The following is a 25,120-nucleotide window of genomic DNA, read 5'->3' on the forward strand; positions in this document are numbered from 1 at the left end:
GCTGACATCGTGTTCGCGCACGGTCCGGTCAGGGCGCGCCGACGGCCAGGGCCATCACGGCGTCCTGCGTCGCCTCCGCCCGACCCAGCTCCCCGGCGACGCGGCCCTGGGCCATGACGACGATGCGGTCGCTCATGCCCAGCACCTCCGGCAGGTCGCTGGAGATCATCAGCACGCCGTGCCCGGCGGCGGTGAGTTCGTTGACCAGCCGGTAGATCTCCACCTTCGCCCCCACGTCGACGCCGCGCGTGGGCTCGTCCAGGATCAGCACCCTGCTGTCGGCGAGCAGCCACTTGCCGATGGCCACCTTCTGCTGGTTGCCGCCGGAGAGCGTACGCGCGTGCTGGTCGAGCCCGGCCATGCGCACGCCGAGGCGGGCGGCCATCGACGCGGCCGCCCGCCGCTGGCCCGCCCGGTCCACCAAGCCGGCCCGGGTGGCCCGGCGCAGGGTCACCAGGCCCAGGTTCTCCCCGACGGAGGCGTCCAGCAGCAGCCCCTGACCCTTGCGGTCCTCCGGGACGAAGCCGATCCCGGCGGCCATCGCGGCGTTCACGTCGTGCCGGACCAGCCGGCGGCCGTCCACCTCCACGGCGCCGTGGTCGTAGGCGTCGGCACCGAAGACGGCCCGCGCGACCTCCGTCCGCCCGGCGCCCACCAGACCCGCCAGACCGACCACTTCGCCGCCGCGCACCTCGAAGCCCACGTCGCGGAAGGCACCCGCCCGCCCCAGCCCGGACACCCGCAGCAGCGGCACACCGCCGGGCCGCACCGGGCCCGGCTCCCTCGGGTACTGCTGCTCGATGCTGCGGCCGACCATGAGCCGCACCAGGTCGTCGCGACCGGTGTCGGCCGGGACCTCGGCCACGCTGCGCCCGTCCCGCAGGACGGTCACCCGGTCGCCCAGCGCCGCGACCTCCTCCAGCTTGTGCGTGATGAAGACGACGGCGACTCCCTCGTCGCGCAGCCGCCGCACGATGCGGAAGAGCCGGTCCACCTCCTCGTTGGTCAGCACGGCGGTGGGTTCGTCCATGATGAGCACGCGCGCGTCGATGCTCAGCGCCTTCGCGATCTCCACCATCTGCATCCGGGCGACGCCGAGGTCGCGCAGCCGCGCCGTGGGCGGGACGTCGACGCCGACCCGGGCCAGCAGCGCGGCGGCGTCCGCCTCCATCCGGGCCCGGTCGACGAGGCCGAAGCGGCGGGGCTGGCGCCCCAGGAAGATGTTCTCGGCCACGGTGAGGTCCGGCACCAGGTTGAACTCCTGGTGGATCGTGGCGACGCCGAGGCGCTCGGCGTCCTGCGCGCCGTGCAGCCGCACCGGGCGGCCCGCCATCAGGACGCGGCCCCCGTCCGGGCGTTGGGCTCCGGAGAGCACCTTGATGAGCGTGCTCTTCCCCGCGCCGTTCTCCCCGAGCAGTACGTGCACCTCGCCCGCGCGCACCGCGAAGTCGACCCCGGCGAGCGCGACGACGCCCGGGAAGGCCTTGGAGACGCCTTCGGTGCGCAGCAGCGGCGGGCCCGGCGGGGCGGCTTCGGCGACGGCGTCCTTGGTCAACGGCTGACCCCTTTCCTGCGGTGGCGTGCTGGGCCGCTCGGCTACTCGCCGCATGACCGGCGGGGGACGAGGTCGGCGGTGAGGGTGACGGACCGGGCCGGACGCCCCTCGATGAGGCTGATGAGGGCGCGCACCGCGCTGTGTCCGAGCTCCTCGGTGGGCTGGGCGATGGCGGTCAGCGGCGGGTCGGTGTGGAGGAACCAGGGGATGTCGTCGAAGGCGGCGAGCGCGATGTCGTCCGGCACGCGCAGGCCCCGCGAGCGGATCTCGTCCATCGCCCCGAGGGCCATGAGGTTGTCGGTGGCGAACACGGCGTCGGGCGGATCGGGGAGATCCAGGAAGCGGGCGGTGGCGAGACGTCCGCTCTCGGCCCGGAAGTCGCCCTCCTGCCGGTAGTGCCCGGGGGTGGGCAGCCCGTGGGCGTGCAGGGCGTCGAGGAAGGCGTCGAGCCGCTCGTTGCCGGTGGTGGTGGTCGACGGACCGGTGATGATGGCGAGTCTGCGGTGGCCGAGCGCGTGCAGGTGGCCGACGAGCGTGGCGATGGCGGCCCGCCCGTCGGTGCGGACCACGGGCACGTCCGGGCAGCCCGGTATCCAGCGGTCCACGAACACCATCGGCACGCCGGACCGGGCCACTTCGGCGACCTGGGACGCGCTGTCGTCGGTGGGGCTGAGCAGCAGGCCGTCGACGCGCCGCTCCAGCAGCGTCCGCACGTGGTGGTCCTCCAGCGCCGGCTGCTCGTCGGCGTTGCCGAACACGACGCTGTAGCCGTGGGCCCGTGCCTCGTCCTCGACGGCACGGGCCAGGGCGGTGAAGAACGGGTTGAGCACGTCGCTGATGACGAGACCCAGCGTGCGCGTCTGGTCCGTCCGCAGGGAGCGGGCGACGCCGTTGGGCCGGTAGCCGAGCGCGGCGATGGCCCGGTGGACGCGGTCCCGCGTGTCGGGGCGCACGGCCGGGTTCCCGTTCAGCACGCGTGACACCGTCGCCACGGAGACCCGCGCCCTGGCCGCGACGTCCTTGATGCCCGCGACGCCCCCGCTGCCCGGAGTGCCGGGTGTGACCGGTGTGCCCGCCACGTCAACAACCCTCTCGTCGTGGGGAGTTCATGGAAACGATTACATGGAGGATTGAAGACGATGACGCCACCGCGGGGCAAGTCGGGGAAGCGGTGGGCCCGGGCCCACCGCCGGCGTCGTCCCGTACGGTCACCCGGCGCTCACTCCGTGCCGCGCGCCCGGCGTGCGGCGCCCGGCGCGCGAGAGGAAGCGACCGCCCCCTCGCCCGGTGTCGGCGGTGGGCGTTACGGTCGGTCACATGTCGTTTCAGCCCGCCGTGCTCGAAGGCGTCCTCGAGCGCGTGACCTTCGCCAACGAGGAGACCGGCTACACCGTGGCCCGGGTCGCCCCGCTGCGGCGCAGGGACGCGGGGCACGACGGCGACCTCCTCACGGTCGTCGGGTCGCTGCTGGGCGCGCAGCCGGGCGAGTCGCTGCGGATGGAGGGCCGCTGGGGCTCGCACCCGCAGTACGGCCGGCAGTTCACCGTGGAGAACTACACGACGGTCCTTCCGGCCACCGTGCAGGGCATCCGCCGGTATCTCGGCTCCGGGCTGATCAAGGGCATCGGGCCGCGCATCGCCGAGCGCATCGTCGACCACTTCGGCACGGAGACGCTGGAGGTGATCGAGGCCGACGCGGCCCGGCTGATCGAGGTGCCCGGGCTCGGGCCGAAGCGCACCCGCAGGATCGTCGCGGCCTGGGAGGAGCAGAAGGCCATCAAGGAGGTGATGATCTTCCTTCAGGGGGTCGGCGTCTCCACCTCCATCGCCGTGCGCATCTACAAGAAGTACGGGGACGGCTCGATCGGCGTCGTGCGGGACCACCCCTACCGGCTCGCCGCCGACGTGTGGGGGATCGGCTTCCTCACCGCCGACCGCATCGCGCAGGCCGTGGGCATCCCGCACGACAGCCCGGAGCGGGTGAAGGCGGGGCTGCGGTACGCGCTGTCCCAGTCGGCCGACCAGGGGCACTGCTTCCTGCCCGAGGAGCGGCTCATCGCGGACGCCGTCAAACTCCTCCAGGTGGACACCGGGCTCGTCATCGCGTGCCTGGACGAGCTGGCGGCCGAGGTGGAGGGCGTCGTCCGGGAGCGGGTGCCGCACCCGGACGACGACGAGGAGCGGCTGACCGCCGTCTACCTGCCGCCCTTCCACCGCGCGGAGCAGTCACTGGCCGGGCAGCTGCGCCGCCTGCTGCACACCCGGGAGGACCGGCTGTCCGCCTTCGCCGACGTGGACTGGGAGAAGGCGCTCGGCTGGCTGGCCCGGCGCACCGGCGCCGACCTCGCCCCCGAGCAGCGGGACGCCGTGCGCCTGGCCCTCACCCGCAAGGTCGCCGTCCTCACGGGCGGGCCGGGGTGCGGCAAGTCCTTCACGGTCCGCTCGGTGGTGGAGCTCGCCCGGGCCAAGGGTGCCACGGTGCTGCTCGCCGCCCCCACGGGCCGGGCGGCGAAGCGGCTGGCGGAGCTGACGGGTGCGGAGGCGTCCACCGTGCACCGGCTGCTGGAGCTCAAGCCCGGCGGTGACGCAGCCTACGACCGCGAGCGGCCTCTGGACGCGGACCTGGTCGTCGTCGACGAGGCGTCCATGCTGGATCTGCTGCTGGCCAACAAGCTGGTCAAGGCCGTCGCGCCCGGCGCACACCTGCTCCTGGTGGGGGACGTGGACCAGCTGCCCTCCGTCGGCGCGGGGGAGGTGCTGCGGGACCTGCTGGCCGAGGGCGGGCCCGTCCCGGCCGTTCGGCTGACCCGCATCTTCCGCCAGGCGCAGCAGTCCGGCGTCGTCACCAACGCCCACCGGATCAACGCGGGAGCGCCGCCGCTCACCCGGGGGCTGCCCGACTTCTTCCTCTTCGCCGAGGAGGACACCGAGGCGGCGGGCTGGCTCACGGTCGACGTCGCGGCCCGGCGCGTCCCCGCGAAGTTCGGGCTGGACCCCCGCCGGGACGTCCAGGTGCTCGCCCCCATGCACCGGGGGCCCGCCGGGGCCGGGGCGCTGAACGGCCTCCTCCAGCAGGAGATCACCCCCGGCCGCCCCTCCGTGCCGGAGAAGCGCTTCGGCGGCCGGGTGTTCCGGGTGGGGGACAAGGTGACGCAGATCCGCAACAACTACGACAAGGGCGTGGCGGGCGTCTTCAACGGCACGGTCGGCGTCGTCACCGCGCTGAGCCAGGAGGAGCAGACGCTCACCGTCCGTACGGACGAGGACGAGGAGGTCGGTTACGACTTCGACGAGCTGGACGAGCTGGCCCACGCCTACGCCGTCACGATCCACCGCTCGCAGGGCAGCGAGTACCCGGCGGTGGTGATCCCCGTCACCATGGGCGCGTGGATGATGCTCCAGCGCAATCTGCTCTACACGGCCGTCACCAGGGCGAAAAGGCTTGTCGTGCTGGTCGGCTCCCGTCGGGCGCTCGGTCAGGCGGTGCGCACGGTCTCGGCGGGGCGGCGCCACACGATGCTCGATCATCGATTGCGCGCGATGGGCGCCGAAGCGTAGCGTTCGTGCGGCACTCCGTGCCACTCAGGCGCCCTTCGGCCGACCCCGAGTGCACCGTCCGGCAGTTATTGAGCGACAGTGGACACAGTGGACCGGTCAGGGCACTCCGGTTCCACCTCTGAGTCCCGAACGATCTTCGGGACGATTCAACAAGAGGCACGACGTCGGTGAGGGATGACGTGAGCGACAGCGGCAACGTTGAGAAGTCCGTAGTACTGCGGCACGGGGACAGCGAGTACAGCTACCCTGTGGTGGAGAGCACCGTCGGGGACTCCGGCTTCGACATCAGCAAGCTGCGTGCCCAGTCCGGTCTGGTCACGTTGGACTCCGGTTACGGCAACACGGCGGGCGTGCGGTCCGCGATCACGTTCCTCGACGGTGAGCAGGGCATCCTGCGCTACCGGGGATATCCGATCGAGCAGCTCGCCGAGCGCGGCACGTTCCTGGAGACGGCGTACCTGCTGATCCACGGCGAGCTGCCGACCGTCGACGAGCTGGCCGCCTTCCGGGGCGAGATCACGCAGCACACCCTGCTGCACGAGGACGTCAAACGCTTCTACGACGGTTTCCCGCGCGACGCGCACCCGATGGCGATGCTGTCCTCCGTCGTCAGCGCGCTGTCCACGTTCTACCAGGACAGCCACAACCCGTTCGACGAGCAGCAGCGCCACATCTCCACGATCCGGCTGCTGGCCAAGCTGCCGACGATCGCGGCCTACGCGTACAAGAAGGCCGTGGGCCACCCGGTGGTCTACCCCCTGAACGACCTGGGCTACGTCGAGAACTTCCTGCGCATGACGTTCTCGGTGCCGGCCGAGGAGTACGAGCTGAACCCGGTCGTGGTCAGCGCGCTCGACAAGCTGCTGATCCTGCACGCCGACCACGAGCAGAACTGCTCGACGTCCACCGTGCGCCTGGTCGGCTCCTCGCAGGCCAACATGTTCGCCTCCATCTCGGCGGGCATCAGCGCGCTGTGGGGCCCGCTGCACGGCGGCGCCAACCAGTCCGTGCTGGAGATGCTGGAGAAGATCAAGCGCGACGGCGGCGACGTCCAGTCCTTCATCCGCAAGGTGAAGAACAAGGAGGACGGCGTCCGGCTCATGGGCTTCGGGCACCGCGTCTACAAGAGCTTCGACCCGCGCGCGAAGATCATCAAGGCGGCGGCGCACGACGTGCTGTCGGCCCTCGGCAAGTCCGACGAGCTGCTGGACATCGCGCTCAAGCTGGAGGAGCACGCGCTCAGCGACGACTACTTCGTCTCGCGCAACCTCTACCCGAACGTGGACTTCTACACCGGCCTCATCTACCGCGCCATGGGCTTCCCGACCAGCATGTTCACCGTGCTGTTCGCGCTCGGCCGGCTGCCGGGCTGGATCGCCCAGTGGCACGAGATGATCAAGGAGCCGGGCTCCCGCATCGGCCGTCCGCGGCAGATCTACACCGGCGTGGTCCAGCGCGACTACGTCCCGGTCGAGCAGCGCTGAACACCCCCGAACGGCCCACGACGGCCCCGGCTCCTTCCCGGAGCCGGGGCCGTCGTCGTGCTGTGATCCACATCACAGCAACGGGGTTACAACCCTTCGGGGGTCCCCCGGGTCGAACCGGGTGACTGCGACACCCGGCGGAGTTGCGGTCACGGGCTGACGTGTCCGGGAGCTTTGAGCGGCCCTCCGGTCCACGCGCAGCCCGCAAGTACGCCCGGTCCGATCCCGTGGGGGGAATCGGAACCGGGAGGAGGGAACGCCCCGATCGCGAGCCCGTGGGGGGACTCGCGAGGGGGCGTTCTCCTTTTTCTCCGCCCTTCGGCCGTCGGCCTTCCGTCGGCCTTCCGTCGGTCTTCCGGCTGTCTTCAGCTCCGGCCGACGAGCTCGTAGCCCGCCTCGTCCACCGCTGCCCGGACGGCCGCGTCGTCGGGCTCGGCGGCGGCCGTGACGGTGACCAGGCCGGTGGACGCGACCGCCTTCACCTCCGTCACGCCGTGCAGGGCCGACACCTCGTCGGTGACGGCCTTCTCGCAGTGCCCGCAGGTCATCCCGCTGACCCGGTACGTGATCGTGGTCCCGCTCATGGAGTCCTCCAGCTGTCGCAGTGACGTCGTGCGGCTTCATCCTATACCCCCCGCCCGTATCCATTCCGGGCCGGCCGGACTACCCCCGGCGGCCTCCGGCCCCCGGCCTTCGGGTGACCCAGTCGCGGATGGTGTCCGCGTACCAGAACGGTCGGCCGCCCTCCACGACGTCGGGCGTCGGCAGCAGCCCGTGCTTGCGGTACGACCGGACGGTGTCGGGCTGCACCCGGATGTGCGCGGCGATCTCCTTGTACGACCACAGACGACGGTCGGCCATGTCTCGGGACCTCCACAGGTGTGACGGCTGATGCGCTTCACCCTGTGCGGAAGGCGCGACGCACCGTGACCACGACACCGTCCTGTGCGCTGTTCGTGACCGCCCACCCGCGTAACGGTGACACCCGTGACGAACTGCTCGCCGCACAGCGCGACCGTCCGTCACCCGTACGGATGCCCTCCGCGCCCGACGGGTTTGCGCCGCGCCCGCTCAGGGGCGCTGCGCGGCCGTGTCCCCCGCCGTGCCCGGGCCGTCGAGGAAGCGGAGCAGTACCGCTGCCTCCGCGCGTAGCCGCGCCGCGCGCTCGGCGTGCGCGGGCGCGGTCAGCCGCGCCGCTGCCGCCAGCCGCTCACCGGCCTCGGCCCGGACGATCTCCACCACACCGCGCTCGCTCAGCGCGTGCCGCACCGCCTCGGTGGAGCCGACCCCCACGGGCGTGTCCTCAAGGGCCGCGGCGTACGGTCCGGCGTCGTCCATGGGCACCGCCTCGGCGTTGTCCAGGGCCGCGAGCGTCGTCCGCAGGGCGCTCACCGCCGCCCGGTCACGGGCGCGTATGGCTTCCGGCAGTGCTTCACGCATACGAAGACGCACAGACATGCCCGTGACTCTAGAACCGGCGCCTCCGGGCCCACCACGCGATATCCGCGCCGCGCCCGGCGGGGTGGTGGCGGGCCGACCGGTGCACCCGGGCCCCGGCGGGCGGGGCGCCGTATGCTCGTGATCATGGGTGGAAGGGCCACGGCCCGGTGGGCGGCAGCCCTGAGGATCACCGCGCGCTCCGGGCTGCGGGTCGAGCGGGCGGCGCTCACGCCGCTGCTCGCGCTGCGCGGGACGTGCGGGGTCGCCGTGATCCTGGCCCTCACGCTCTGGCTGGGTTCGCCCGCACTGGCGGTCTCCTCGGCCTTCGGCGCGTTCGCCTCCGGTATCGCCACCTTCCAACGCAGCTGGCGTCCGCGCCCCGAGCTGGCACTCGCCGCCGCGGCCGGGCTGTCGGTGAGCGCCTTCCTCGGCTACGTCCTGGCCGGCACGCCCTGGGCGTTCGCGCTGATGCTGGGGCTGTGGTCCTTCGGGGCGGGCATGACGTGGGCGGCCGGGGCGGTCTCGGGCGTCGTCAGCGCGTTCACCGTGGCGATGATGCTCGTCGTCGTGACGCTGCCCGCGAGCGTGCCGGAGGCGGCCCAGCACGCCGCGATCATCGCGCTCGGGGGCGTCGTGCAGGCCGCGCTGATCGTCGCCTTCCCGATCCGCCGCTGGGGCGAGCGCCGGGAGGCCCTGGCCGACGCCCTCGTCTCCGTCGCCGTCTACGCCCGCCGGCTGCGCGAGGACCCCACGGCGCCCTTCGAGCCGGAGGCCCTGATGCAGGCCCGCCGGGCGGCGGCCGTCACGCCCCGGCAGGCCCGGCACCGCCCGCGCCAGTTGCAGGGCTACCGGCTGCTCGCCGACCGGTTCCGGCCCGTCCTGGCCTCGCTGGCCGACCCGGTGGTCGGCGGCGCCCCCGAGGGGCCGCCCCGCGAACGCGTCCGCGACCTGCTGGACGCCGCCGCGACGGTCCTGGACGCGGTGGCCCGCTCGATCCGCCGCGTGGAGCCGGTGCGCCTGCCCGGCGAGGCCCTCGACGTGCTGCGGGTGCCGGCGGACGGCCCGGTGCTGCCGCCCGGCCCGGCCCGCAAGGCGGCGCTGCGGCTCATCGCCCTGAGCGAGGAGCTGGTGGAGGCCGCGCAGGAGCCGGTCGAGGTGACCGGCCCCGGCCATCGCCCCTACCTGCGGCGCCCCGGCGTGCCCGGCCAGCTCCCGGTCCTCCTGCGGGCGCTGCGCCGCGAGCTGCGCGCGTCCTCACCGGTGTTCCGGCACGCCGTGCGCCTGACGGCCGTGGTCCCGGTCGGGTACGCGGTCGGCGAGGTGCTGCCCAGCCGGCACGGCTACTGGGTCGGGCTGACCGTCGTGATGATCCTGCGCCCGGACTTCTCCGGCACGGTGGCGCGCGGCGCGGCCCGGCTGGTGGGCACCGTCACGGGTGTGGCGATCGCCGGGGCCGTCATCGCGGCCACCGGCCCGGGGACGAACCTGGCCGCGGCCTACGCCGTCGGCAGCGTCTTCCTGCTCTACACGCTCATGCGCACCGGGTACATGGTGATCTCCCTGTGCATCGGTGCCTACGTCGTCTTCCTGCTCGGGGTGGCGGGTGAGGGCTGGGCGCAGACCGTGCCGGAACGCATCGTGCTCACGCTGCTCGGCGGCGTGCTGGCACTGCTGTCCTACGTGGTCTTCCCCGCCTGGGAGACGCCCCGGCTGCGCGAGCGCCTCGCGGACTGGCTGACGGCCGTCACCGGCTACGCGGCGGCGGTGCAGGAGGGCTTCGGGCGGCCCGGACGGCGTGGGCGCCAGGTGCGGGAGGCCCTGCTGGACACCCGGGCCGCCCTGCTGGAGTGGGACCAGGCGGTCGCGCGGGCCGACAGCGAACCCGTACGCCACCGCGGCCTGCCCCGGCGCCGGGCGGCCGACGCGCAGCAGGCCCTGACGACGGTGGGACGTTCGGCGATGCTGGCGGAGGCGCACCTTCCGCCGCCACAGGCCGCGCCGGACCCCGGGGCCGCCGCGTTCGCCCGCGCGTTGCGGGACGCGGCGGAGCGGGCCGACGCGGCGCTCAGGGCGGGCGCGGCCACGGACTGGACGCCGGTGCGGGAGGCGCTCGCCGCGTGGCAGCGCCACCCCGTCCATCCCGACGGTGTCGCCCTGCGCGCGGCCGAGTTGACGGTGGAGGCGCTGGAGGAGCTGGCCGACGCCGTGCGTCCGGGCCGGCGGTGACCGGCGTCGCAGCGAGGGGCCCGCGCGGGGCCCTATCCTGGGCCGCCCTATGGACCGCATCCGGAAACGACGCCTCGTCCGTACCGGCCTGCTGCTGAGCCCGCTCCTCGCGCTGGTCGCCGTCCTCGTGCTCGCCCGCCCGGGCGGTGACGACGCGGGGGAGGACCGGGCGCGCGACGCCTGCGCGCCGCTCACCGTCACCGGCTGGCGCCCCGACGCTGGGATGACCGGTGAGTTCGCCCGGTACGGCAACGACAACACGCGGACCGACGACTGGACCGGCGGCGACGGCAGCCGCTCGGTGCGGCTGCCCGACGGACGCACGCTGTGGCTCTCCGCCGACACCTTCCTCGACCGGGTGCACGCCGAGACCGCGCTGGGCGGCCCGTCCCGCGACCCGTCGCCGGTGTGGGTGCGCAACGCGGGCGTCGTGATGGCGCCGGACGGCCGCCTGGAGCGGACGCTGCTGGGGCCCGGCCCCGGCGCCCTCTTCCCCGGCCTGGCCGCCGCGGACGGCCGTGAGGTGTGGCGCTGGCCCGCGCAGGGCGTCGTCGAGCCGCGTCGCCCCGGCTCGACGGAGCGGGTGGTGCGGGTGCTGCTGTGGCAGCGCGAGGAGGGCAGCGACCCGTGGTTCTTCGGCGTTCCGCGCGCGACCGAGGTGGCGACCCTCAGCCTGCCGGACCTGGCGGTCGAGTCCGTCGAGCCGATCGACGTCCCGGCGGCGACGGACCCGGCGCGGCGCGTGCTGTACGGGACGTCCGCGGTGCGGGAGGACGGCTGGACGTACGTCTTCGGCGCGGACGAGCGCACCGCGCAGGGCCGCTCGTCCCGGGCCCACGTGGCGCGGGTGCCCGACGGCTCGCTGGCCGACCGCACCGCCTGGCGGTACTGGGACGGCCGGGACTGGAACGCCGATCCCGGCGCGGCGGCGCCCCTGCCCGTCGGCGCGGCGCCGGGCGACGACCCCGGGCGCGGCGCGAGCAACACCTACACCGTCACCCGGCGCGGCGGCACCTGGTTGCTGCTCACCACGGACGCGGGCGGTCCGGACGGCCGGGGCATGACGACCGTGACGTCGTACTGGGCCTGCTCAGCGCAGGGGCCCTGGCACGGCCCGTCGGACGCCCTGACGCCGCCGCTGCCGGACGGCGGGCGGGAGGCCGGGGCGGTGGTGTACAACCCGCAGGCCCACCCGGCGTTCAGCGGCGGCGGGCCGCGCGGCGGCCGGGCGCTGCCCGCCGGGGCGGACCTGCTGCTCAGCTACGACGTCAACGTGACGCAGTCGACCGCGGCCGTCCAGCGCGACGTGGAGCTGTACCGGCCGCGGTTCGTGCGGCTGGAGCTCAGCGCTTCCCGCTGACACCCCCGTCGTCCTCCGGGCCGGCGGAACCCTCGCGCGCGGCGGCCTCGCGGGCGGCCCGGGCGGCGAGCTCGGCCTCCTCACGCTGGTCGATGTCCGGGATCCCGTCGCCGTCCTCGTCGCGGTTCTCCTCCTCCCAGATCCGGCGGTAGTGCTTGTCGCGGATCTTCAGCAGGACGGCGGCGACGATCGCCGAGAGGAAGGAGGCGATCAGCACGGCGGCCTTGACGTGCTCCGTGGTCTCGGCGTCGTCGAACGCCAGCTCGGTCACGAGCAGCGAGACGGTGAAGCCGATGCCGGCCAGCATCGAGATGCCCGCCACGTCCGACCACGACAGGTCGTCGCTGAGTTCGGCCTTGGTGAAGCGGGCGGCGAGATAGGTACCGCCGGTGATGCCGATGATCTTGCCGAGGAACAGGCCGAGCACCACGCCCACGGCCTCCGGCTCACCGGCCGCCTCGCCCAGGTCGCCCAGCGAGACGCTGACGCCCGCCGCGAAGACGGCGAAGACGGGCACGGCGAACCCGGCCGAGATGGGACGCACCTGGTGCTCGATGTGCTCCGCCGGGGAGTCCTTCTCGCCCGGCCGCGTCTTGACGCGCAGCAGCATGCCCATCGCCACACCGGCGATCGTCGCGTGGATGCCGCTGCCGTGCATCAGGCCCCAGATCACCAGGGCGAGCGGCACGTAGATGTACCAGCCGCGCACGTTGAGCTTCTGGTGCAGCGCCCAGAACACGGCCAACCCGACGATGGCGCCCGCCAGGGCCCACAGGTTGAGCTTGGAGGTGTAGAAGAGGGCGATGACCATGATCGCGCCGAGGTCGTCCACGATCGCGAGCGTCAGCAGGAAGGCCCGGATGCCCGAGGGCAGGTTGGTCCCGATCACCGCCAGCACGCCGAGGGCGAAGGCGATGTCGGTGGCCATGGGCACGGCCCAGCCGTTCATGTCGCCACCGGTACCGGCGTTCGCGGCGACGTAGAACAGGGCGGGCACCACCATGCCGCAGACCGCGGCCACCACCGGCAGCGCGGCGGCGGCCGGGTTGCGCAGCTCGCCGACGACCAGCTCGCGCTTCAGCTCGATACCGGCGACGAAGAAGAAGATGGTCAGCAGGCCGTCCGAGGCCCAGTGCGCCACGGACAGGTCCAGGTCGAGAGCCGCGATGCCGAAGTGGGCGTCGCTGACGCGCTCGTAGAAGTCGCTGAGCGGGGTGTTCGCGAGGACCAGCGCCACGATCGCGGCACCCAGCAGCATCAGGCCGCCGACCGTCTCCGTCCGCAGCGCGTCGGCGAGCAGCCGTCGTTCCTTGAGCCCTGGTCGGGCGAACAGGCGGCGGTTCGGTGTCTGCTGCGTGGACGTCATCGATCGGCCTCCGGGCACAGGTGGTCACTGAGAGTACAAAGCACGACATGTCGCGCTGCCGACCAGACTTCCCGGCACACCTTGAAACGCTGTTGACGCTGCTCCTACGGCCTCACCGTACCCGCACGTCACGGCTTTACCGCAAGCGGAGATGTGACCTCCGCCGCACTACCCGTAAGTACGGCGGGGCCGGGGGAAGGGGTGGTCACGCCCGGTCATGGGGCGCTGGTCCGGTCCTGGCTAGGGTGGCCTTCGTGCGAAGGGGCCGACGGTCGGCCCTCGGGGAGGTGTCCGTGCGGCGGTCGGGGATGTCCAGCAGCTACCTGGGAGCCTACCCGGAACTGCTCGCCGAGGTCTCCGTGACCGGCCGGCTGCCCCGCCGGGAGGAGCTGGACGCCCTGCGCGTCCTCGGGGAGCGTGCCGCGGAGGACGGCCACCGGCTCCGCGAGGTCGTCTCCCTCATCGTCGGCGAGACGCGGGCGCTGTGGGGCACCCTTCCGGGTGTGAAGCGTGCCGCCGGGCCGGCCGAGCGGGCCCGCACCGGCGACGCCATCCTCGCCGCCCTGGAGGCGGCCGTCGGCGCGCTGGGCGAGGGGCACGAGCAGGCCCGGCGCCTGGCCGTGCGCCAGGAGGAGGCCGAGCGGCGCGAGTTCATCGACGACCTCCTGCACGGCCGCAGCGACCTCGGCCGGCTGGCCGAGCGGGCCCAGAGGTTCGGGCTCCGGCTGACGCACACCCACGCCGTCGCCGTCTGCGAGGGGCACGAGCAGTACGACGACGTCCACCCGACCGTGCGCCGCATCGAGCGGGAACTGGTGGCCCGCTTCGGCGACCGCGACGCCCTGCTGACGACCAAGGACGGCCGCCTGGTGTGCATCGCCGCCAGCGGCGACGACCGCGCGGTGCTGGACGCCTTCGCGGTGCTGGCCGAACGGCCCGGCCCCGGCTACGTCGCGGCCCGCCGGGTGGCGCTGGGACGCGAGCACACCGGGCCCGGCGGCGTCGTGCTGAGCTACGAGGAGGCACTGGACGCCCTCCATGTGGCCGACAGGCTCGGGCTGACGACCGTCCGGCTCACCGCGTCCGAGCTGCTGGTCTTCCCCGTCCTCCTGCGGGACCGCAGCGCCATCGCCGACCTGGTGACCACCGTGCTGGGTCCGCTGACCCAGGCACGGGGCGGCGCCGAGCCCCTGGTGCGGACGCTGCTGGCCTGTGCCCAGTCCGGTTACGTGAACGCCGAGGCGGCCCGCCGGCTCGGCGTCGGCGTCCGCACGCTCACCTACCGGCTGGCCCGCATCCACGCCCTGACCGGATACGACCCGGGGAACGCGTTGCAGCGCTACACCCTGGAGACGGCCGCGATGGGCGCCCGCCTGCTCGGCTGGCCCGACGAGGAGTTCTGAGCCCCACTCAGGGCGCCACCCTGATCGGTTGCACTCCGTTCCGGCACACGTGCGCACGGAAACATTGCCGGGATCGGGCAATGCGGCGTGGACGCGTCGAGTGCCACCATGAGGGCACACCGCAGCCGGGAGGGGGCAGGACGATGGCTGGTTCCGCAGGGTTCCTGGACGCCGCACTGGCGTTCCCCGCCGTCCTGTTCGGCTTCGCGCTCGTCGTCGTAGTCGGCTACTGGCTTGCGGTGTTGCTCGGGGGAGCAGGTGTACCCGGGGCCGATGCCGCTGAGGGAGGGGAGGGCGTCGGCTCCGGGGACACCGGTCACGGCACCGGCTTCGCGAGCGGCCTCGCCGTCCTCGGACTCGGCGGCGCGCCCGTCACCGTGGTGCTCTCCCTCCTCATCGCGATTGCCTGGTTCGTGTCATTGAGCGGTACCGCGCTCTTCACCGCGAGCTGGCAGCGCGTCCTCGTCCTCCCCGTCGCCCTGCTCGCCGCCTGGGCCGGCACCCGCCTGCTCGTGGTGCCGCTGCGCCACCTCGCACCCGGCGAACAGGGCGTGAACCGCGGCGACTTCGTCGGCCGGGTGTGCACCATCCGCACCGGCCGCGTGGCCCCGGGCTTCGGCCAGGCCGAGGTGGCCGCCGAGGACGGCGCCACCGCCGTCGTCCAGGTACGGGCCGAGGCCACCGACGCCGCCCGGCTCATGCTCGGCAGTACGGCGCTGATCTACGACTACGACGCCGAGGGCGAGTTCTTCCGCGTCGCCCCCTTCGACCTCGCACCGGAGCCGGAACCCGGCCACTGACGCCGCGTCCGTTCCGCTCCCGCCTCTCACGCACAAGGGACCCACCGCTATGGATGCCATCACCACGGGATTCGGCGTGCTCATCGCCGTGATCCTGCTCATCGCCCTCGTCCTGCTCCTCATGGTCGGCCGCCTCTTCCGCAAGGTGCCCCAGGGCAAGGCCCTCATCGTCTCCAAGATGCGCACGGTCGACGTGACCTTCACCGGCATGGTGGTGCTGCCGGTGCTGCACAAGGCCGAGGTCATGGACATCTCGGTGAAGACGATCGAGATCGGCCGCACCGGCAACGAGGGGCTCATCTGCCAGGACAACATCCGCGCCGACATCCGCATCTCGTTCTTCGTACGGGTCAACAAGACGCGGGAGGACGTCGTCAAGGTCGCCCAGGCCATCGGCACCGAGCGGGCCAGCGACCGCGCGACCCTCCAGGAGCTGTTCAACGCCAAGTTCTCCGAGGCGCTCAAGACCGTCGGCAAGCAGCTCGACTTCTCCGACCTCTACACCAAGCGGGACGAGTTCCGCGACCGCATCATCGCCCTCATCGGCACCGACCTCAACGGCTACAGCCTTGAGGACGCCGCCATCGACTACCTCGAGCAGACGCCGCTGGCCAGCCTCGACCGGCACAACATCCTCGACGCGCAGGGCATCCGCAAGATCACCGAGCTGACCGCCGCCGAGCACGTGCGCACCAACGAGTACGAGCGCAACGAGGAGAAGGAGATCACCCGGCAGAACGTCGACGCCCGTGAGGCGGTGCTCGAACTCGAGCGCCGCCAGGCCGACGCCGAGATCCGCCAGCAGCGCGAGATCGAGACCGTGCGGGCCCGCGAGGAGGCCGAGACCGCCCGCGTCCAGGCCGAGGAGCGGCTGCGCTCCCACTCCGCGCACCTCAAGACCGAGGAGGCCCTCGGCATCCAGAACGAGAACCGCGAGCGCGAGGTCTCCGTCGCCAAGCTCAACCGCGAGCGGGTCGAGGCCGTCGAGCGGGAGCGGATCGAGAAGGACCGGCTGCTGGAGGTCATCGCCCGCGACCGGGAGACCGAGCTGCGCCGCATCGCCGCCAACAAGGAGGTCGAGGCGGAGAAGCGGGACATCGCCGACGTCATCCGCGAGCGCATCGCCGTCGAGAAGACCGTCGCCCAGCAGGAGGAGGAGATCAAGAAGCTCCGCACCGTCGAGGAGGCCGAGCGGGAGCGCCAGGCCCTCATCATCGCGGCGGAGGCCCAGGCGCAGGAGCGCCTGGTCACGGACATCAAGGCGGCCGAGGCCGCCGAGCAGGCGGCCCTGCACCGCGCTGCCGAGGAGGTCACCCTCGCCGAGGCCCGGCGCAAGGCCGCCGACCTCGACGCCGAGGCCACCCTGCGGCTGGCCGAGGGCAAGCGCGCCGACCAGGCCGCGGGCGGCCTCGCGGAGGCGGAGGTCCAGGAGCGGATGGCCGACGCCCTCGCCAAGACCCGTCGCGCCGAGGCCGAAGCCGCCAAGGAGATGGGCCTCGCGGAGGCCGACGCCCTGCGGGAGAAGCTGAAGGCGGAGGCCGAGGGCCTCACCGACAAGGCCGCCGCGATGGCCGCGCTGGACGACGCGAGCCGCGAGCACGAGGAGTACCGCCTGCGGCTGGAGGCCGAGAAGGAGATCCGGGTCGCCGGGATCGAGGTGCACCGGAAGATCGCCGAGGCCCAGGCCACGCTGGTCGGCGCGGGGTTGGAGAACGCCAAGATCGACATCGTCGGCGGCGAGTCCGTCTTCTTCGACCGGCTGGTCGGGGCGATCTCGGCCGGTCGCGGTGTCGACGCCTTCGTCGACAGCAGCGAGACCGTGCAGACGCTCGCCGGCGACTGGCTGGCGAAGGAGGGCACGACGTTCCCGGCGGACGTCAAGGCCATGCTGAACGGCCTCGGCGCCGACGGACTGCGCGACCTGTCCGCAGCCGGACTGCTGACGAAGCTGGCCGCCGGCAACGGCCGGCCCACCGCCTGAGAGGCCGCAGCCCCCGGGGAACGCCCCCGGGCCGGGGAGGGGGCGGGGAGCACCCGCCCCCTCCCCACGCCGCACCCATGACGAGGAGCACCGAGATGACCGGCGCAGCCCGGACGTTGGACACCGCCACCTACGACGTGCTGCGGGCCCGCATGACCGCTGCGGCGCGGGACCTCCGCACGCGGGCGCAGGCCCTCAACACCCGCCGTGCCGAGACCTTCGGCGCCGGAGGGGTGGAGCTGGGCCGCAACAGCACCCTGCGCACCGGGCAGCCGCGCGTGCCCTGCGACCTCGCGCAGGTCGGCGGGCTGCTCCTGGCCGGGTTCCACACCCCCGCCGCCCAGGTGCGGGAGACCGAGGTCGCCGACGTCTTCGCGCTCTACCGTGTCGCGGACGGCGACTTCACCGAGGCGGGCCCGGGCGCCCTGCCCGGCCTCCTGGACGGCGAACGCTTCCGGCGCGACTTCGCCGAGCTGCACCGCTACTACCGGCAGGCCCGCCTCCTCCAACTGCGCCGCACCGGCGACCTGCTGCTCGCGGTGTTCCGCACCGGGGACCGGCCGGCCGACATCCGCGTCCTGCGCTGGCGCGTGGAGCCGGGCGGCACGCCCGAGTACGTCGACGCCAAGGGCGAGCGCGACCACGTACTTCCACCCGCCCACGACGTGACCTGGGTACCGGCCCGGCGCGAGGACCACGTCCCCGGCCGCCACCCGCACCTCGCCGTCGACGGCGGCGCCCTGTACGTCTCGACCGTCGGGGGCGCCCTCACCCTCAAGGCCGAGAACGACACCGAGACGGGCGAGGGGTTCTACTCCGAGCCCGTGGAGGAACCGCTCCAGGCGCTCGCCGACGCCGACGTGGCCCACGCCCGCGTCGGCCCGCTGCTCCTGCTCCGCGTCCGCCCCTACAACGAGGACGCCGACCGCTACCTCGTCTTCAACGAGCGGACGGGCGAGGCCGTCCGGCTCGACGCCATCGGACTCTCCTGCCGCAGGCTGCCCGACGACGACGGCATCGTCTTCCCCGGCGGCTCCTACCTCGCCACCGCCCCGGCCGGCTCGGCCGCCCGCACCTTCGACACCGACACCACGGGCCTGGAGTACGAGAGCGTCCTGCGCGCGCCCGGTGGCGAGGACGTCCTCTACGTCTTCCACGCCCGGGCCGAGGGCCGCTCCCTGCTGCTGCCCTACCACGTCATCCGCAAGGAGGTCGTCGCACCGATCCCGGCCCGTGGGTACGCCCTGTTCGAGGACGGCACCCTGACGGTGCTGCGCACCCGCGAGGCCGAGCCGTCCCAGGCGCACCCCGTACAGGTGTGGCGCACCCCCTACGTCTCCGAGGCGCACGCCGCCGCCGCGCCCCCCGTCGGGGGACCGCTCGGCCGGATCGGCAACGCGGAGCTGGTGCGCGGCATCGCCGAGACCCTGTCCGTCGCCCGCATGGCCGACGAGCTGGACCCGGCCGCCGCCGTCTTCGAGGCCGTCGCCGCCTCCTGCGCCCGCGTCGCCGACGCCTTCCTCTGGCTGGACGCCGAGGGGCTGGAGGGGCTGCACGAGCCGCTGGCCGAGCTGGGCGGAGCGGCGGCGCAGGTCATCACCGAGTTCGAGCGCGTCGAGGAGCTGCGGGAGCGGGCCCGCGCCGCCGTCGCGGAGAAGGCCGCCGCCGTCACCGCGCTGGTGCGCCGGGCCCGGGGCGAGATGCCCGACGGGGCGAGCGGCTGGGTGACCCTGCTGACCGAACTGCGCCGCGCCCAGGGCGGCGTGGAGCCGCTGCGCGAACTGCGCCACGCCGACCAGGACCGGGTGTCGGAGCTCGCCGACGAGCTCGCCGCGTCGCTGGCCGCCACCGGCCGCCGCGCGGTGGCCGACCTCTCCCGCCCCGACGCCTTCGACGGGACCCGAGCCGCCGTCGACCGGCTCGCGGACGAGGCGGGCGGGGCGGCGAGCGTCGCCGACGCGGACGTCCTCGCCGACCGGATCGCCGAACAGGCGGAGCGGCTCGGTGCCGTCACCGACGTGGTCGGTTCGCTGGAGATCGCCGACGCCACCGTGCGGACCGGGCTGATGGAGCGGATCGGGGAGGTGCTCGGCGCCGTCAACCGGGCCCGCGCCGTCCTCACCGGCCGCCGCCGCGAGCTGCTGGAGCGGGAGGGACGGGCCGAGTTCGCCGCCGAGTTCGCCCTGCTCGGGCAGGCCGTGGCCGCCGGGCTGGCCGCCTCGGGAACCCCCGAGGAGTGCGACGAGCAACTGGGCCGCCTGCTGCTGCGGCTGGAGGACCTGGAGTCCCGTTTCGGGGTCTTCGACGACTTCCTGGCCCGGCTCGGCGAGCGCCGCGAGGAGGTCTACGAGACCTTCTCCGCCCGCAAGCAGGCCGCCCTGGACGAGCGGGCCCGGCACGCCGAGCGCCTCGCCGACTCCGCCACGCGCGTCCTGGCCACCGTCGCCCGCCGCTCCGCCGCCCTGGCCACCCAGGAGGAGGTGGCCGCGTACTTCGCCGCCGACCCGCTCGTCGCCAAGGTGCGCACCACGGCCGAGGAGCTGCGGCGGGCCGGCGACCCCGTACGGGCCGAGGAGCTGGAGGGACGTCTCAAGGCCACCCGGCAGGAGGCCGCCAGGTCCCTGCGCGACCGCGCGGACCTCTACGACGCCGAGGGCACCGTGCGCCTCGGCCGCCACCGCTTCGGCGTCAACACCCAGCCCGTGGACCTCACGCTCGTCCCGCAGGACGGCGCCCTCGTCTTCGCCGTCACCGGCACCGACTACCGCGCCCCCGTCCGCGACGAGGAGTTCGCCGCGACGCGGGCGTTCTGGGACCTCCCGCTGCCCTCGGAGTCACCCGAGGTGTACCGGGCGGAGCACCTGGCCGCGCGGGTGCTCACGGAGACCGGGGTGGAGGAACTGCACCGGGCCGCGCGGCGGGAGAGCGGCCTGCTCGACGCCGTCCGGGCGGTGGCGGAGACGGCCTACGACGAGGGCTACGACCGGGGCGTCCACGACCACGACGCCGCCGCGATCCTCGGTGCCGTCCTCGGCCTGCGCGCGGAGGCGGACCTGCTGCGCTTCCCGCCCGCCGCCCGGGCCGCCGCCCAGCTGTTCTGGGCGTACGGCACCGACGCGGGTGCCCGCGCCGCGTGGACCACGCGCGCGCAGTCCCTCGCCCGCGCCCGTGCCGCCTTCGGCCCGGGACCGGCGGTGCGGGAACTCGCGGACGAACTGGACCGTGCTGTGCGGGACTTCACCCACCGGCACGGGCTGCGCACCGACACCGGGACGGCCGACGCCGACGGTCCCACGGAACCCGCCGCGGCCACGGCGGGCGCCTACCTCGTCGAGGAACTGGCCCTCGGCGGCCCCCGCTTCGCCACCGGGTCCGCCGCGCGGGCCCTGCTGGACGGCTTCCGCGCGGCGCTGGGCGGCGAGGGCTCCACGGAGGCCAAGGAGTTCGCCGAGGACCTGCGCAGCCTCGGTGACGACCTCACCGCCCGGCACCAACTCACCGGGGCATGGCTCGCCGCCTTCACCACCGCCCGGCGACTCGACGCGGCCGACCTGCCCGAAGCCGTCGCCGTCGAACTGTGCGGCTCCGCCGTCGAGCGCCGCGAGGTGACGGCCGCGCTGACGGCCACGGTGCCCGGTCTGCTGGGCGCCCACCCCCGGCTGCGGGACGGAGAACTGCCGCTGCGGCTCGATGAGTTCCTCGTCCGCACCACCGCCTTCCGCACCCGGCACGTGCCCGCCCACCGGGCGTACACCCGGCGGCGCAACGCCCTGCTGGCCGCCGAACGCGACCGGCTGCGCCTGGCCGACCTGCGGCCGCGCGTCATGGCGTCCTTCGTCCGCAACCGGCTCATCGACGAGGTCTACCTGCCGCTCATCGGCGACAACCTGGCCAAGCAGCTCGGTGCGGCGGGGGCCGAGCGCCGCACGGACAGCCAGGGCGTGCTGCTGCTCCTCTCCCCGCCCGGCTACGGCAAGACGACGCTCATGGAGTACGTCGCCGCCCGCCTGGGCCTGGTGTTCGTCAAGGTGGACGGCCCGGCGCTGGGGCACGGCACGACGTCGCTGGACCCGGCCGCGGCCCCCGACGCCGCCGCCCGCCGCGAGGTCGAGAAGATCAACTTCGCGCTGGACATGGGCAACAACGTCTGCCTCTACCTCGACGACATCCAGCACCTCTCCGCCGAACTGCTCCAGAAGTTCATCCCGCTGTGCGACGCCCAGCGCCGCGTCGACGGCGTCTCCACGACCGACGGCCTGCCCCGCGCGTACGACCTGCGCGGCAAGCGCTTCGCCGTCGCCATGGCCGGGAACCCGTTCACCGAGTCCGGCAGCCGCTTCCGCGTCCCCGACATGCTGGCCAACCGCGCCGACGTGTGGAACCTCGGCGACGTCCTCAGCGGCCGGGAGCACCTGTTCGCCCTCAGCCACACCGAGAACGCCCTCACCTCCCACCCCGTCCTGGCCCCCCTGGCGGGCCGCGAGCGCGCCGACGTCGACCTCCTGGTGCGGCTGGCCGCCGGCGAGGCCGGTGCCCGGCCCGACCGGCTGAGCCACCCCTACGCACCGGGCGAACTGGAGGAGATCCTCGGCGTCCTGCGCAACCTGCTGCACGTCCAGCGCACGGTCCTGGCCGTCAACGCCGCCTACATCGCCTCCGCCGGACAGGACGACGCCACCCGCACCGAACCACCCTTCCGCCTCCAGGGCTCCTACCGCAACACGAACAAGCTCGCCGAGCGCCTCGCACCCGTCATGAACACCGCCGAACTGGAGGCGCTGCTCGACGACCACTACCAGGCCGAGGCGCAGACCCTCACCTCCGGCGCCGAGGCCAACCTCCTCAAGCTCGCCGAGATCCGCGGCCGCCTGACCGGCGAGCAGCGCCGCCGCTGGGAGGAGGTCAAGGCCCGCCGGCTCACGGCGCGGGCGGAGGCGTGACGATCGGCGTGACCTGTGCGGAGGGGAGGACCACGTCGTACGGCAGGCACCGGCCGCCCACCGGCAGTTCCCGCACCCCGCACTCCGGGGCCCGCGAGACGCCCGGCACCGGGACCGTCGGGTGCGGCCGGAGGCCGCTCGGCACGGGCAGGGGCGACGTGCCGCGCTCGGGGCGGAACGGGTCCACCGAGGTGGCGGGCAGCGGCCGGACGGGATCGCGCTCCGGCCCCAGCTGACTCCAGCCGAACACCCCCAGCAGGGCGAGCGCGACGACGATGCCGCCCACGTTCACCCGGCGCCTCACCTCCCGCGCCGGACGGCGTCCGCGCTCCCGCGCCGGGCGCGGGACCCGCAGCCGCGAGACCTCACCGGTACGGGTCAGCGCCACGCCGGTGTTGACCCCGCACACCACGAGCAGGAAGCGCAGGCGCGCCGCCGCCGCCCGGTCGGTGACCGCCGCGGCCGCCAACGCGTGGGCCTCCCGGGCCTCCTCGTCGAAGGGGACCAGCACGCCGGGCGACGCCCAGCGCACACTCCACGCCGCCCGGCCCGCCGTCACCAGCGCCTGCCCCACCAGCACGGCCACCGCCCGCTGCGAGGAGCCCGGTGCGCCCCACCGGGCCGTGCCCCAGTCCGTCGCCGACAGCGCCCCGGCCAACTCCTCCCCGCGCCCCGCCTCCAGCAGGCCGAGGACGCCGTCCACCGTCGGGAGCGGTGCCGAGCCGAGGAGTGCCAGCGCCCCGCGCAGGTCCTCCACGGCACCGATGGCCTGCACCTCCACGGCGTCGTCCAGCCACTCCTCCCACGGCTGCACCACCGCACGGCGGCCCGCCGGAGTCGGCAGCGCACGCCGGACGGCGTCCGACAGTCCGCCCTCCAGAGCACCGCCCTCCAGCAGCACCCGGCCCGGACGCGGGTCCGCCACCGCGCCGGGCCCGGCCCCCGGCCGCAGCCGCAGGGCCCGCAGCCGGGCCTGGGTGGGCGGGTGCGAGTCCAGCCGGGACCGGTCGCGTTCCGGCTGCTCGCGCCGCCACTCCTCCAGCGCCTCGCCGTACTCGGGGTCCGTGAGCATCGCCGTGAACGCCCGCACGGGATCGTCCGGAACCCGCCCGCGCGCGGCCATCGGGTCCAGAAAACGCTGCCGGAAGTCCGCCCACGCCGCCTCCAGCACGGGAACGGTGGTCAGCGCCGAGGCCATCGCCGCCGGACCCGCCACGGCGGCGGCCGCCGCGTCCGCCTCGAACTCCTGCCGCCGCCGCACGGCCAGCGAGACGGCGTCGTACAGCCACCCGTAGGCCCCCAGCACGCGGTACTGAAGCCCGCAGTACATCGCGACCAGCGGGTTGCGGGCCGCCGCCGCCACGATCCCCGACCGGGCCGTGTGCAGTGCCACCGAACCCCGGTAGACGGTGGCCCCGAACCGTGTGTGCCGCCGCGCGTAGTGCCCGAGCTCGTGGCAGAGCACCGCCCGCACCTCGTCGGCGCGCAACCCGGCCAGCAGCGGCAGCCCGATCTCCAGCCGCCGTGCGGACACCCGCAGACCGAAGCGCGTGTCCTCGCTGACGGAGGCGCCCACGTCGGGCGTCAGCCGGATCTCCGTCGGCTCCGGCGCGCCCACCCGCCCGGCGAGCTCGGTCACCGCATCCCACAGCCCCGGTGCCTGGGCGGGGGACAGGCGCACGGTGCCCGGCTCCGGCTCCGGGGCCCGCCCCCCGGCCAGCAGCCCGCGCACCACCGCCAGCACGCCCGGCAGCCCGAACGCCACCGCGAACAGCGGCATCGGCGACGTCAGCGGACCGGGACCGTCCACCGTCCACCACACGACCCCGAGCGTGAGAGCGCCGTAGCCGAGCACCAGCAGCCAGGACAGCGCGTAGAAGCCCGTCACCAGGGCCAGTGCCAGCGCGCCCCGCCACGCCGCCGTCACTCCGGGCCGCCTCGCCCGTCGCCGCCTTGCCCCGCCCCGGCCGCCAGGGCGTCCCGCACCCGCGCCGCGACGCGGGGCTCGGCGGCCACGCACCGGCGCAGCCACTCCTCCGCCACCGCCAAGGCCGCACCCACCCGGCCGCGACCGGAGGGCTCGGCCCGCGTGGCCGGACCCGCCAGCACCACTCGTGGCCCCCGCGTGCCGGAGGCCACCAGCCCGTCCCGGCCGCCGCGCGGTCCGACCGAGGTCCGCTCCCGCAGGTCCAGCATCTTCTCCAGCCTCCTGCGGGCCTTGAACAGACTCGCCGCGACGCCGCCGCGGCTGAGCCCCAGCTCCTCGGCGACGGCCTCCTGGGACAGGCCGTGCAGACAGTGCAGCACCAGCACCGTGCGCTGCCTGCGCGGCAGCAGCGCCAGCGCCGCCAGCACGGAGCGGGCCTCCGCCGTCTCCTCCACCCCGGTCGCGGCGGGTGACTCCAATCCCGCCGGGCCCGCACCCGCGCTGTGGGTACGGGCGTTGCGCCGCCGCGTCGCCCACAGGCGCTGCCGCACCACGCGGTACACCCAGGCGTCCGGGGCGTCGTAGCCGCTCAGCCGTTCCCACCGCCGGTACGCCTGCGCGTAGGCCTCCTGCACCGCGTCCTCGGCGTCCTGCCGGTGCCCGCACAACAGCAGCGCCCGGGCGAACATGCCGGTGAACGTCCTGGTGAAGAACGCCTCGAACGGCTCCGCCCGGCCGCACCGGGAGGTGCCCTCAGCGCTCAACGCGTCGCTCATCGCCGTCCCCTCCTCGGCCGGTACGGACCGCCAGTCTGGCGTCCCGGTACTCCACGGTCACCTCGCGTCCGCGCGAGCGCAGGGCGCGGGAGAAGACACGCTCCCGCTCCCGGACGGCGAGCCAGTGCACCAGGACTCTTACCCCCGCCGCGCCGGCTCCCACCCCCACGGTCACCATCAGCTGTTCCAGCATCACCCAGCCCTCCGATCCGTCGCGTCCTCGCGTCGCGGTCACGTACGTCGTCACCCCGGTAACAGCGAGCGGAGGGCGATCCGTTTACCGGGCGGCCGAACCGTGAGCGGA

Annotated in this window: 17 protein-coding genes; 8 read left to right on the plus strand and 9 right to left on the minus strand. The window is 74.2% G+C overall.

Going from position 1 to position 25,120, the window contains the following annotated elements:
- Positions 1 to 28 precede the first annotated feature (28 nt).
- Positions 29 to 1,609, minus strand: coding sequence for a sugar ABC transporter ATP-binding protein (locus tag V6D49_RS19160; RefSeq protein WP_445330550.1), 1,581 nt, complete (start codon positions 1,607 to 1,609; stop codon positions 29 to 31).
- Positions 1,597 to 2,634 (minus strand): LacI family DNA-binding transcriptional regulator, encoded by a 1,038-nt coding sequence (locus V6D49_RS19165; protein ID WP_340561409.1) that lies wholly within the window; start codon positions 2,632 to 2,634, stop codon positions 1,597 to 1,599. The genes V6D49_RS19160 and V6D49_RS19165 overlap by 13 nt, the downstream gene beginning before the upstream one ends.
- Before the next feature lie 238 nt (positions 2,635 to 2,872).
- Between V6D49_RS19165 and recD2 the strand changes: the two genes are divergently transcribed.
- Positions 2,873 to 5,113, plus strand: coding sequence for an SF1B family DNA helicase RecD2 (recD2, locus tag V6D49_RS19170; RefSeq protein ID WP_340561411.1), 2,241 nt, complete (start codon positions 2,873 to 2,875; stop codon positions 5,111 to 5,113).
- Between the two features lie 167 nt (positions 5,114 to 5,280).
- Positions 5,281 to 6,597, plus strand: coding sequence for a citrate synthase (locus tag V6D49_RS19175; protein ID WP_340561413.1), 1,317 nt, complete (start codon positions 5,281 to 5,283; stop codon positions 6,595 to 6,597).
- 365 nt (positions 6,598 to 6,962) lie between these two features.
- On the opposite strand, the gene V6D49_RS19180 is transcribed toward V6D49_RS19175, so the two are convergent.
- From V6D49_RS19180 to V6D49_RS19190, 3 genes are all read right to left on the minus strand, one after another.
- A complete protein-coding gene (locus V6D49_RS19180; RefSeq protein ID WP_340561415.1) occupies positions 6,963 to 7,181 on the minus strand; it encodes a heavy-metal-associated domain-containing protein in 219 nt (72 codons plus the stop codon).
- Between the two features lie 79 nt (positions 7,182 to 7,260).
- Positions 7,261 to 7,458, minus strand: a complete 198-nt coding sequence (locus tag V6D49_RS19185) for a helix-turn-helix transcriptional regulator (protein ID WP_340561417.1) — start codon at positions 7,456 to 7,458, stop codon at positions 7,261 to 7,263.
- Positions 7,459 to 7,668: 210 nt separating this feature from the next.
- Complete coding sequence (locus V6D49_RS19190) at positions 7,669 to 8,013, minus strand: hypothetical protein (protein WP_340564139.1); 345 nt, start codon at positions 8,011 to 8,013, stop codon at positions 7,669 to 7,671.
- 168 nt (positions 8,014 to 8,181) lie between these two features.
- Between V6D49_RS19190 and V6D49_RS19195 the strand changes: the two genes are divergently transcribed.
- Together V6D49_RS19195 and V6D49_RS19200 are read left to right on the plus strand one after the other, a co-directional pair.
- Entirely contained in the window at positions 8,182 to 10,263 is a 2,082-nt protein-coding gene (locus V6D49_RS19195; RefSeq protein WP_340561419.1) for an FUSC family protein, read from the plus strand.
- A gap of 49 nt (positions 10,264 to 10,312) precedes the next feature.
- Positions 10,313 to 11,623, plus strand: coding sequence for a DUF4185 domain-containing protein (locus tag V6D49_RS19200; protein WP_340561421.1), 1,311 nt, complete (start codon positions 10,313 to 10,315; stop codon positions 11,621 to 11,623).
- Here the strand turns inward: V6D49_RS19200 and nhaA are convergent.
- The gene (gene nhaA, locus V6D49_RS19205; protein WP_340561423.1) at positions 11,607 to 12,989 is read right to left on the minus strand and encodes a Na+/H+ antiporter NhaA; all 1,383 of its coding nucleotides are present in this window, start codon (positions 12,987 to 12,989) and stop codon (positions 11,607 to 11,609) included. The genes V6D49_RS19200 and nhaA overlap by 17 nt on opposite strands.
- Before the next feature lie 308 nt (positions 12,990 to 13,297).
- On the opposite strand from nhaA, the gene V6D49_RS19210 reads away from it, so the two are divergent.
- The 4 genes from V6D49_RS19210 to V6D49_RS19225 all read left to right on the plus strand — a co-directional run bounded on the left by V6D49_RS19210 (position 13,298) and on the right by V6D49_RS19225 (position 22,113).
- Complete coding sequence (locus tag V6D49_RS19210; RefSeq protein ID WP_340561425.1) at positions 13,298 to 14,392, plus strand: PucR family transcriptional regulator; 1,095 nt, start codon at positions 13,298 to 13,300, stop codon at positions 14,390 to 14,392.
- 143 nt (positions 14,393 to 14,535) lie between these two features.
- Complete coding sequence (locus V6D49_RS19215; protein WP_340561427.1) at positions 14,536 to 15,192, plus strand: DUF1449 domain-containing protein; 657 nt, start codon at positions 14,536 to 14,538, stop codon at positions 15,190 to 15,192.
- A 49-nt stretch (positions 15,193 to 15,241) separates the two neighbouring features.
- The gene (locus V6D49_RS19220; protein ID WP_340561429.1) at positions 15,242 to 17,173 is read left to right on the plus strand and encodes an SPFH domain-containing protein; all 1,932 of its coding nucleotides are present in this window, start codon (positions 15,242 to 15,244) and stop codon (positions 17,171 to 17,173) included.
- A gap of 95 nt (positions 17,174 to 17,268) precedes the next feature.
- The gene (locus V6D49_RS19225) at positions 17,269 to 22,113 is read left to right on the plus strand and encodes a DNA repair ATPase (protein ID WP_340561431.1); all 4,845 of its coding nucleotides are present in this window, start codon (positions 17,269 to 17,271) and stop codon (positions 22,111 to 22,113) included.
- Here the strand turns inward: V6D49_RS19225 and V6D49_RS19230 are convergent.
- Genes V6D49_RS19230 through V6D49_RS19240 form a run of 3 tightly spaced genes read right to left on the minus strand, consistent with a single transcriptional unit; the run spans position 22,091 to position 25,051 of the window.
- Positions 22,091 to 24,040, minus strand: a complete 1,950-nt coding sequence (locus tag V6D49_RS19230) for a M48 family metalloprotease (RefSeq protein ID WP_340561433.1) — start codon at positions 24,038 to 24,040, stop codon at positions 22,091 to 22,093. The two genes, V6D49_RS19225 and V6D49_RS19230, sit on opposite strands and share 23 nt — an antisense overlap.
- Positions 24,037 to 24,816 (minus strand): RNA polymerase sigma factor, encoded by a 780-nt coding sequence (locus V6D49_RS19235; RefSeq protein WP_340561435.1) that lies wholly within the window; start codon positions 24,814 to 24,816, stop codon positions 24,037 to 24,039. The genes V6D49_RS19230 and V6D49_RS19235 overlap by 4 nt, the downstream gene beginning before the upstream one ends.
- Entirely contained in the window at positions 24,794 to 25,051 is a 258-nt protein-coding gene (locus V6D49_RS19240; RefSeq protein WP_340561437.1) for a hypothetical protein, read from the minus strand. Before V6D49_RS19240 ends, V6D49_RS19235 begins: the two co-directional genes overlap by 23 nt.
- Between the last annotated feature and the right edge of the window lie 69 nt (positions 25,052 to 25,120).

This window comes from Streptomyces sp. GSL17-111 (assembly GCF_037911585.1).
Classification (GTDB): Bacteria; Actinomycetota; Actinomycetes; order Streptomycetales; family Streptomycetaceae; genus Streptomyces.

Coding starts and splice junctions, on each gene's coding strand:
- V6D49_RS19160 (WP_445330550.1), bottom strand. CDS start 1,609: ATGCGGCGAGTAGCCGAGCGGCCCAGCACGCCACCGCAGGAAAGGGGT.
- recD2 (WP_340561411.1), top strand. CDS start 2,873: ATGTCGTTTCAGCCCGCCGTGCTCGAAGGCGTCCTCGAGCGCGTGACC.
- V6D49_RS19180 (WP_340561415.1), bottom strand. CDS start 7,181: ATGAGCGGGACCACGATCACGTACCGGGTCAGCGGGATGACCTGCGGG.
- V6D49_RS19185 (WP_340561417.1), bottom strand. CDS start 7,458: ATGGCCGACCGTCGTCTGTGGTCGTACAAGGAGATCGCCGCGCACATC.
- V6D49_RS19195 (WP_340561419.1), top strand. CDS start 8,182: ATGGGTGGAAGGGCCACGGCCCGGTGGGCGGCAGCCCTGAGGATCACC.
- V6D49_RS19200 (WP_340561421.1), top strand. CDS start 10,313: ATGGACCGCATCCGGAAACGACGCCTCGTCCGTACCGGCCTGCTGCTG.
- nhaA (WP_340561423.1), bottom strand. CDS start 12,989: ATGACGTCCACGCAGCAGACACCGAACCGCCGCCTGTTCGCCCGACCA.
- V6D49_RS19210 (WP_340561425.1), top strand. CDS start 13,298: ATGTCCAGCAGCTACCTGGGAGCCTACCCGGAACTGCTCGCCGAGGTC.
- V6D49_RS19215 (WP_340561427.1), top strand. CDS start 14,536: ATGGCTGGTTCCGCAGGGTTCCTGGACGCCGCACTGGCGTTCCCCGCC.
- V6D49_RS19220 (WP_340561429.1), top strand. CDS start 15,242: ATGGATGCCATCACCACGGGATTCGGCGTGCTCATCGCCGTGATCCTG.
- V6D49_RS19225 (WP_340561431.1), top strand. CDS start 17,269: ATGACCGGCGCAGCCCGGACGTTGGACACCGCCACCTACGACGTGCTG.
- V6D49_RS19235 (WP_340561435.1), bottom strand. CDS start 24,816: ATGAGCGACGCGTTGAGCGCTGAGGGCACCTCCCGGTGCGGCCGGGCG.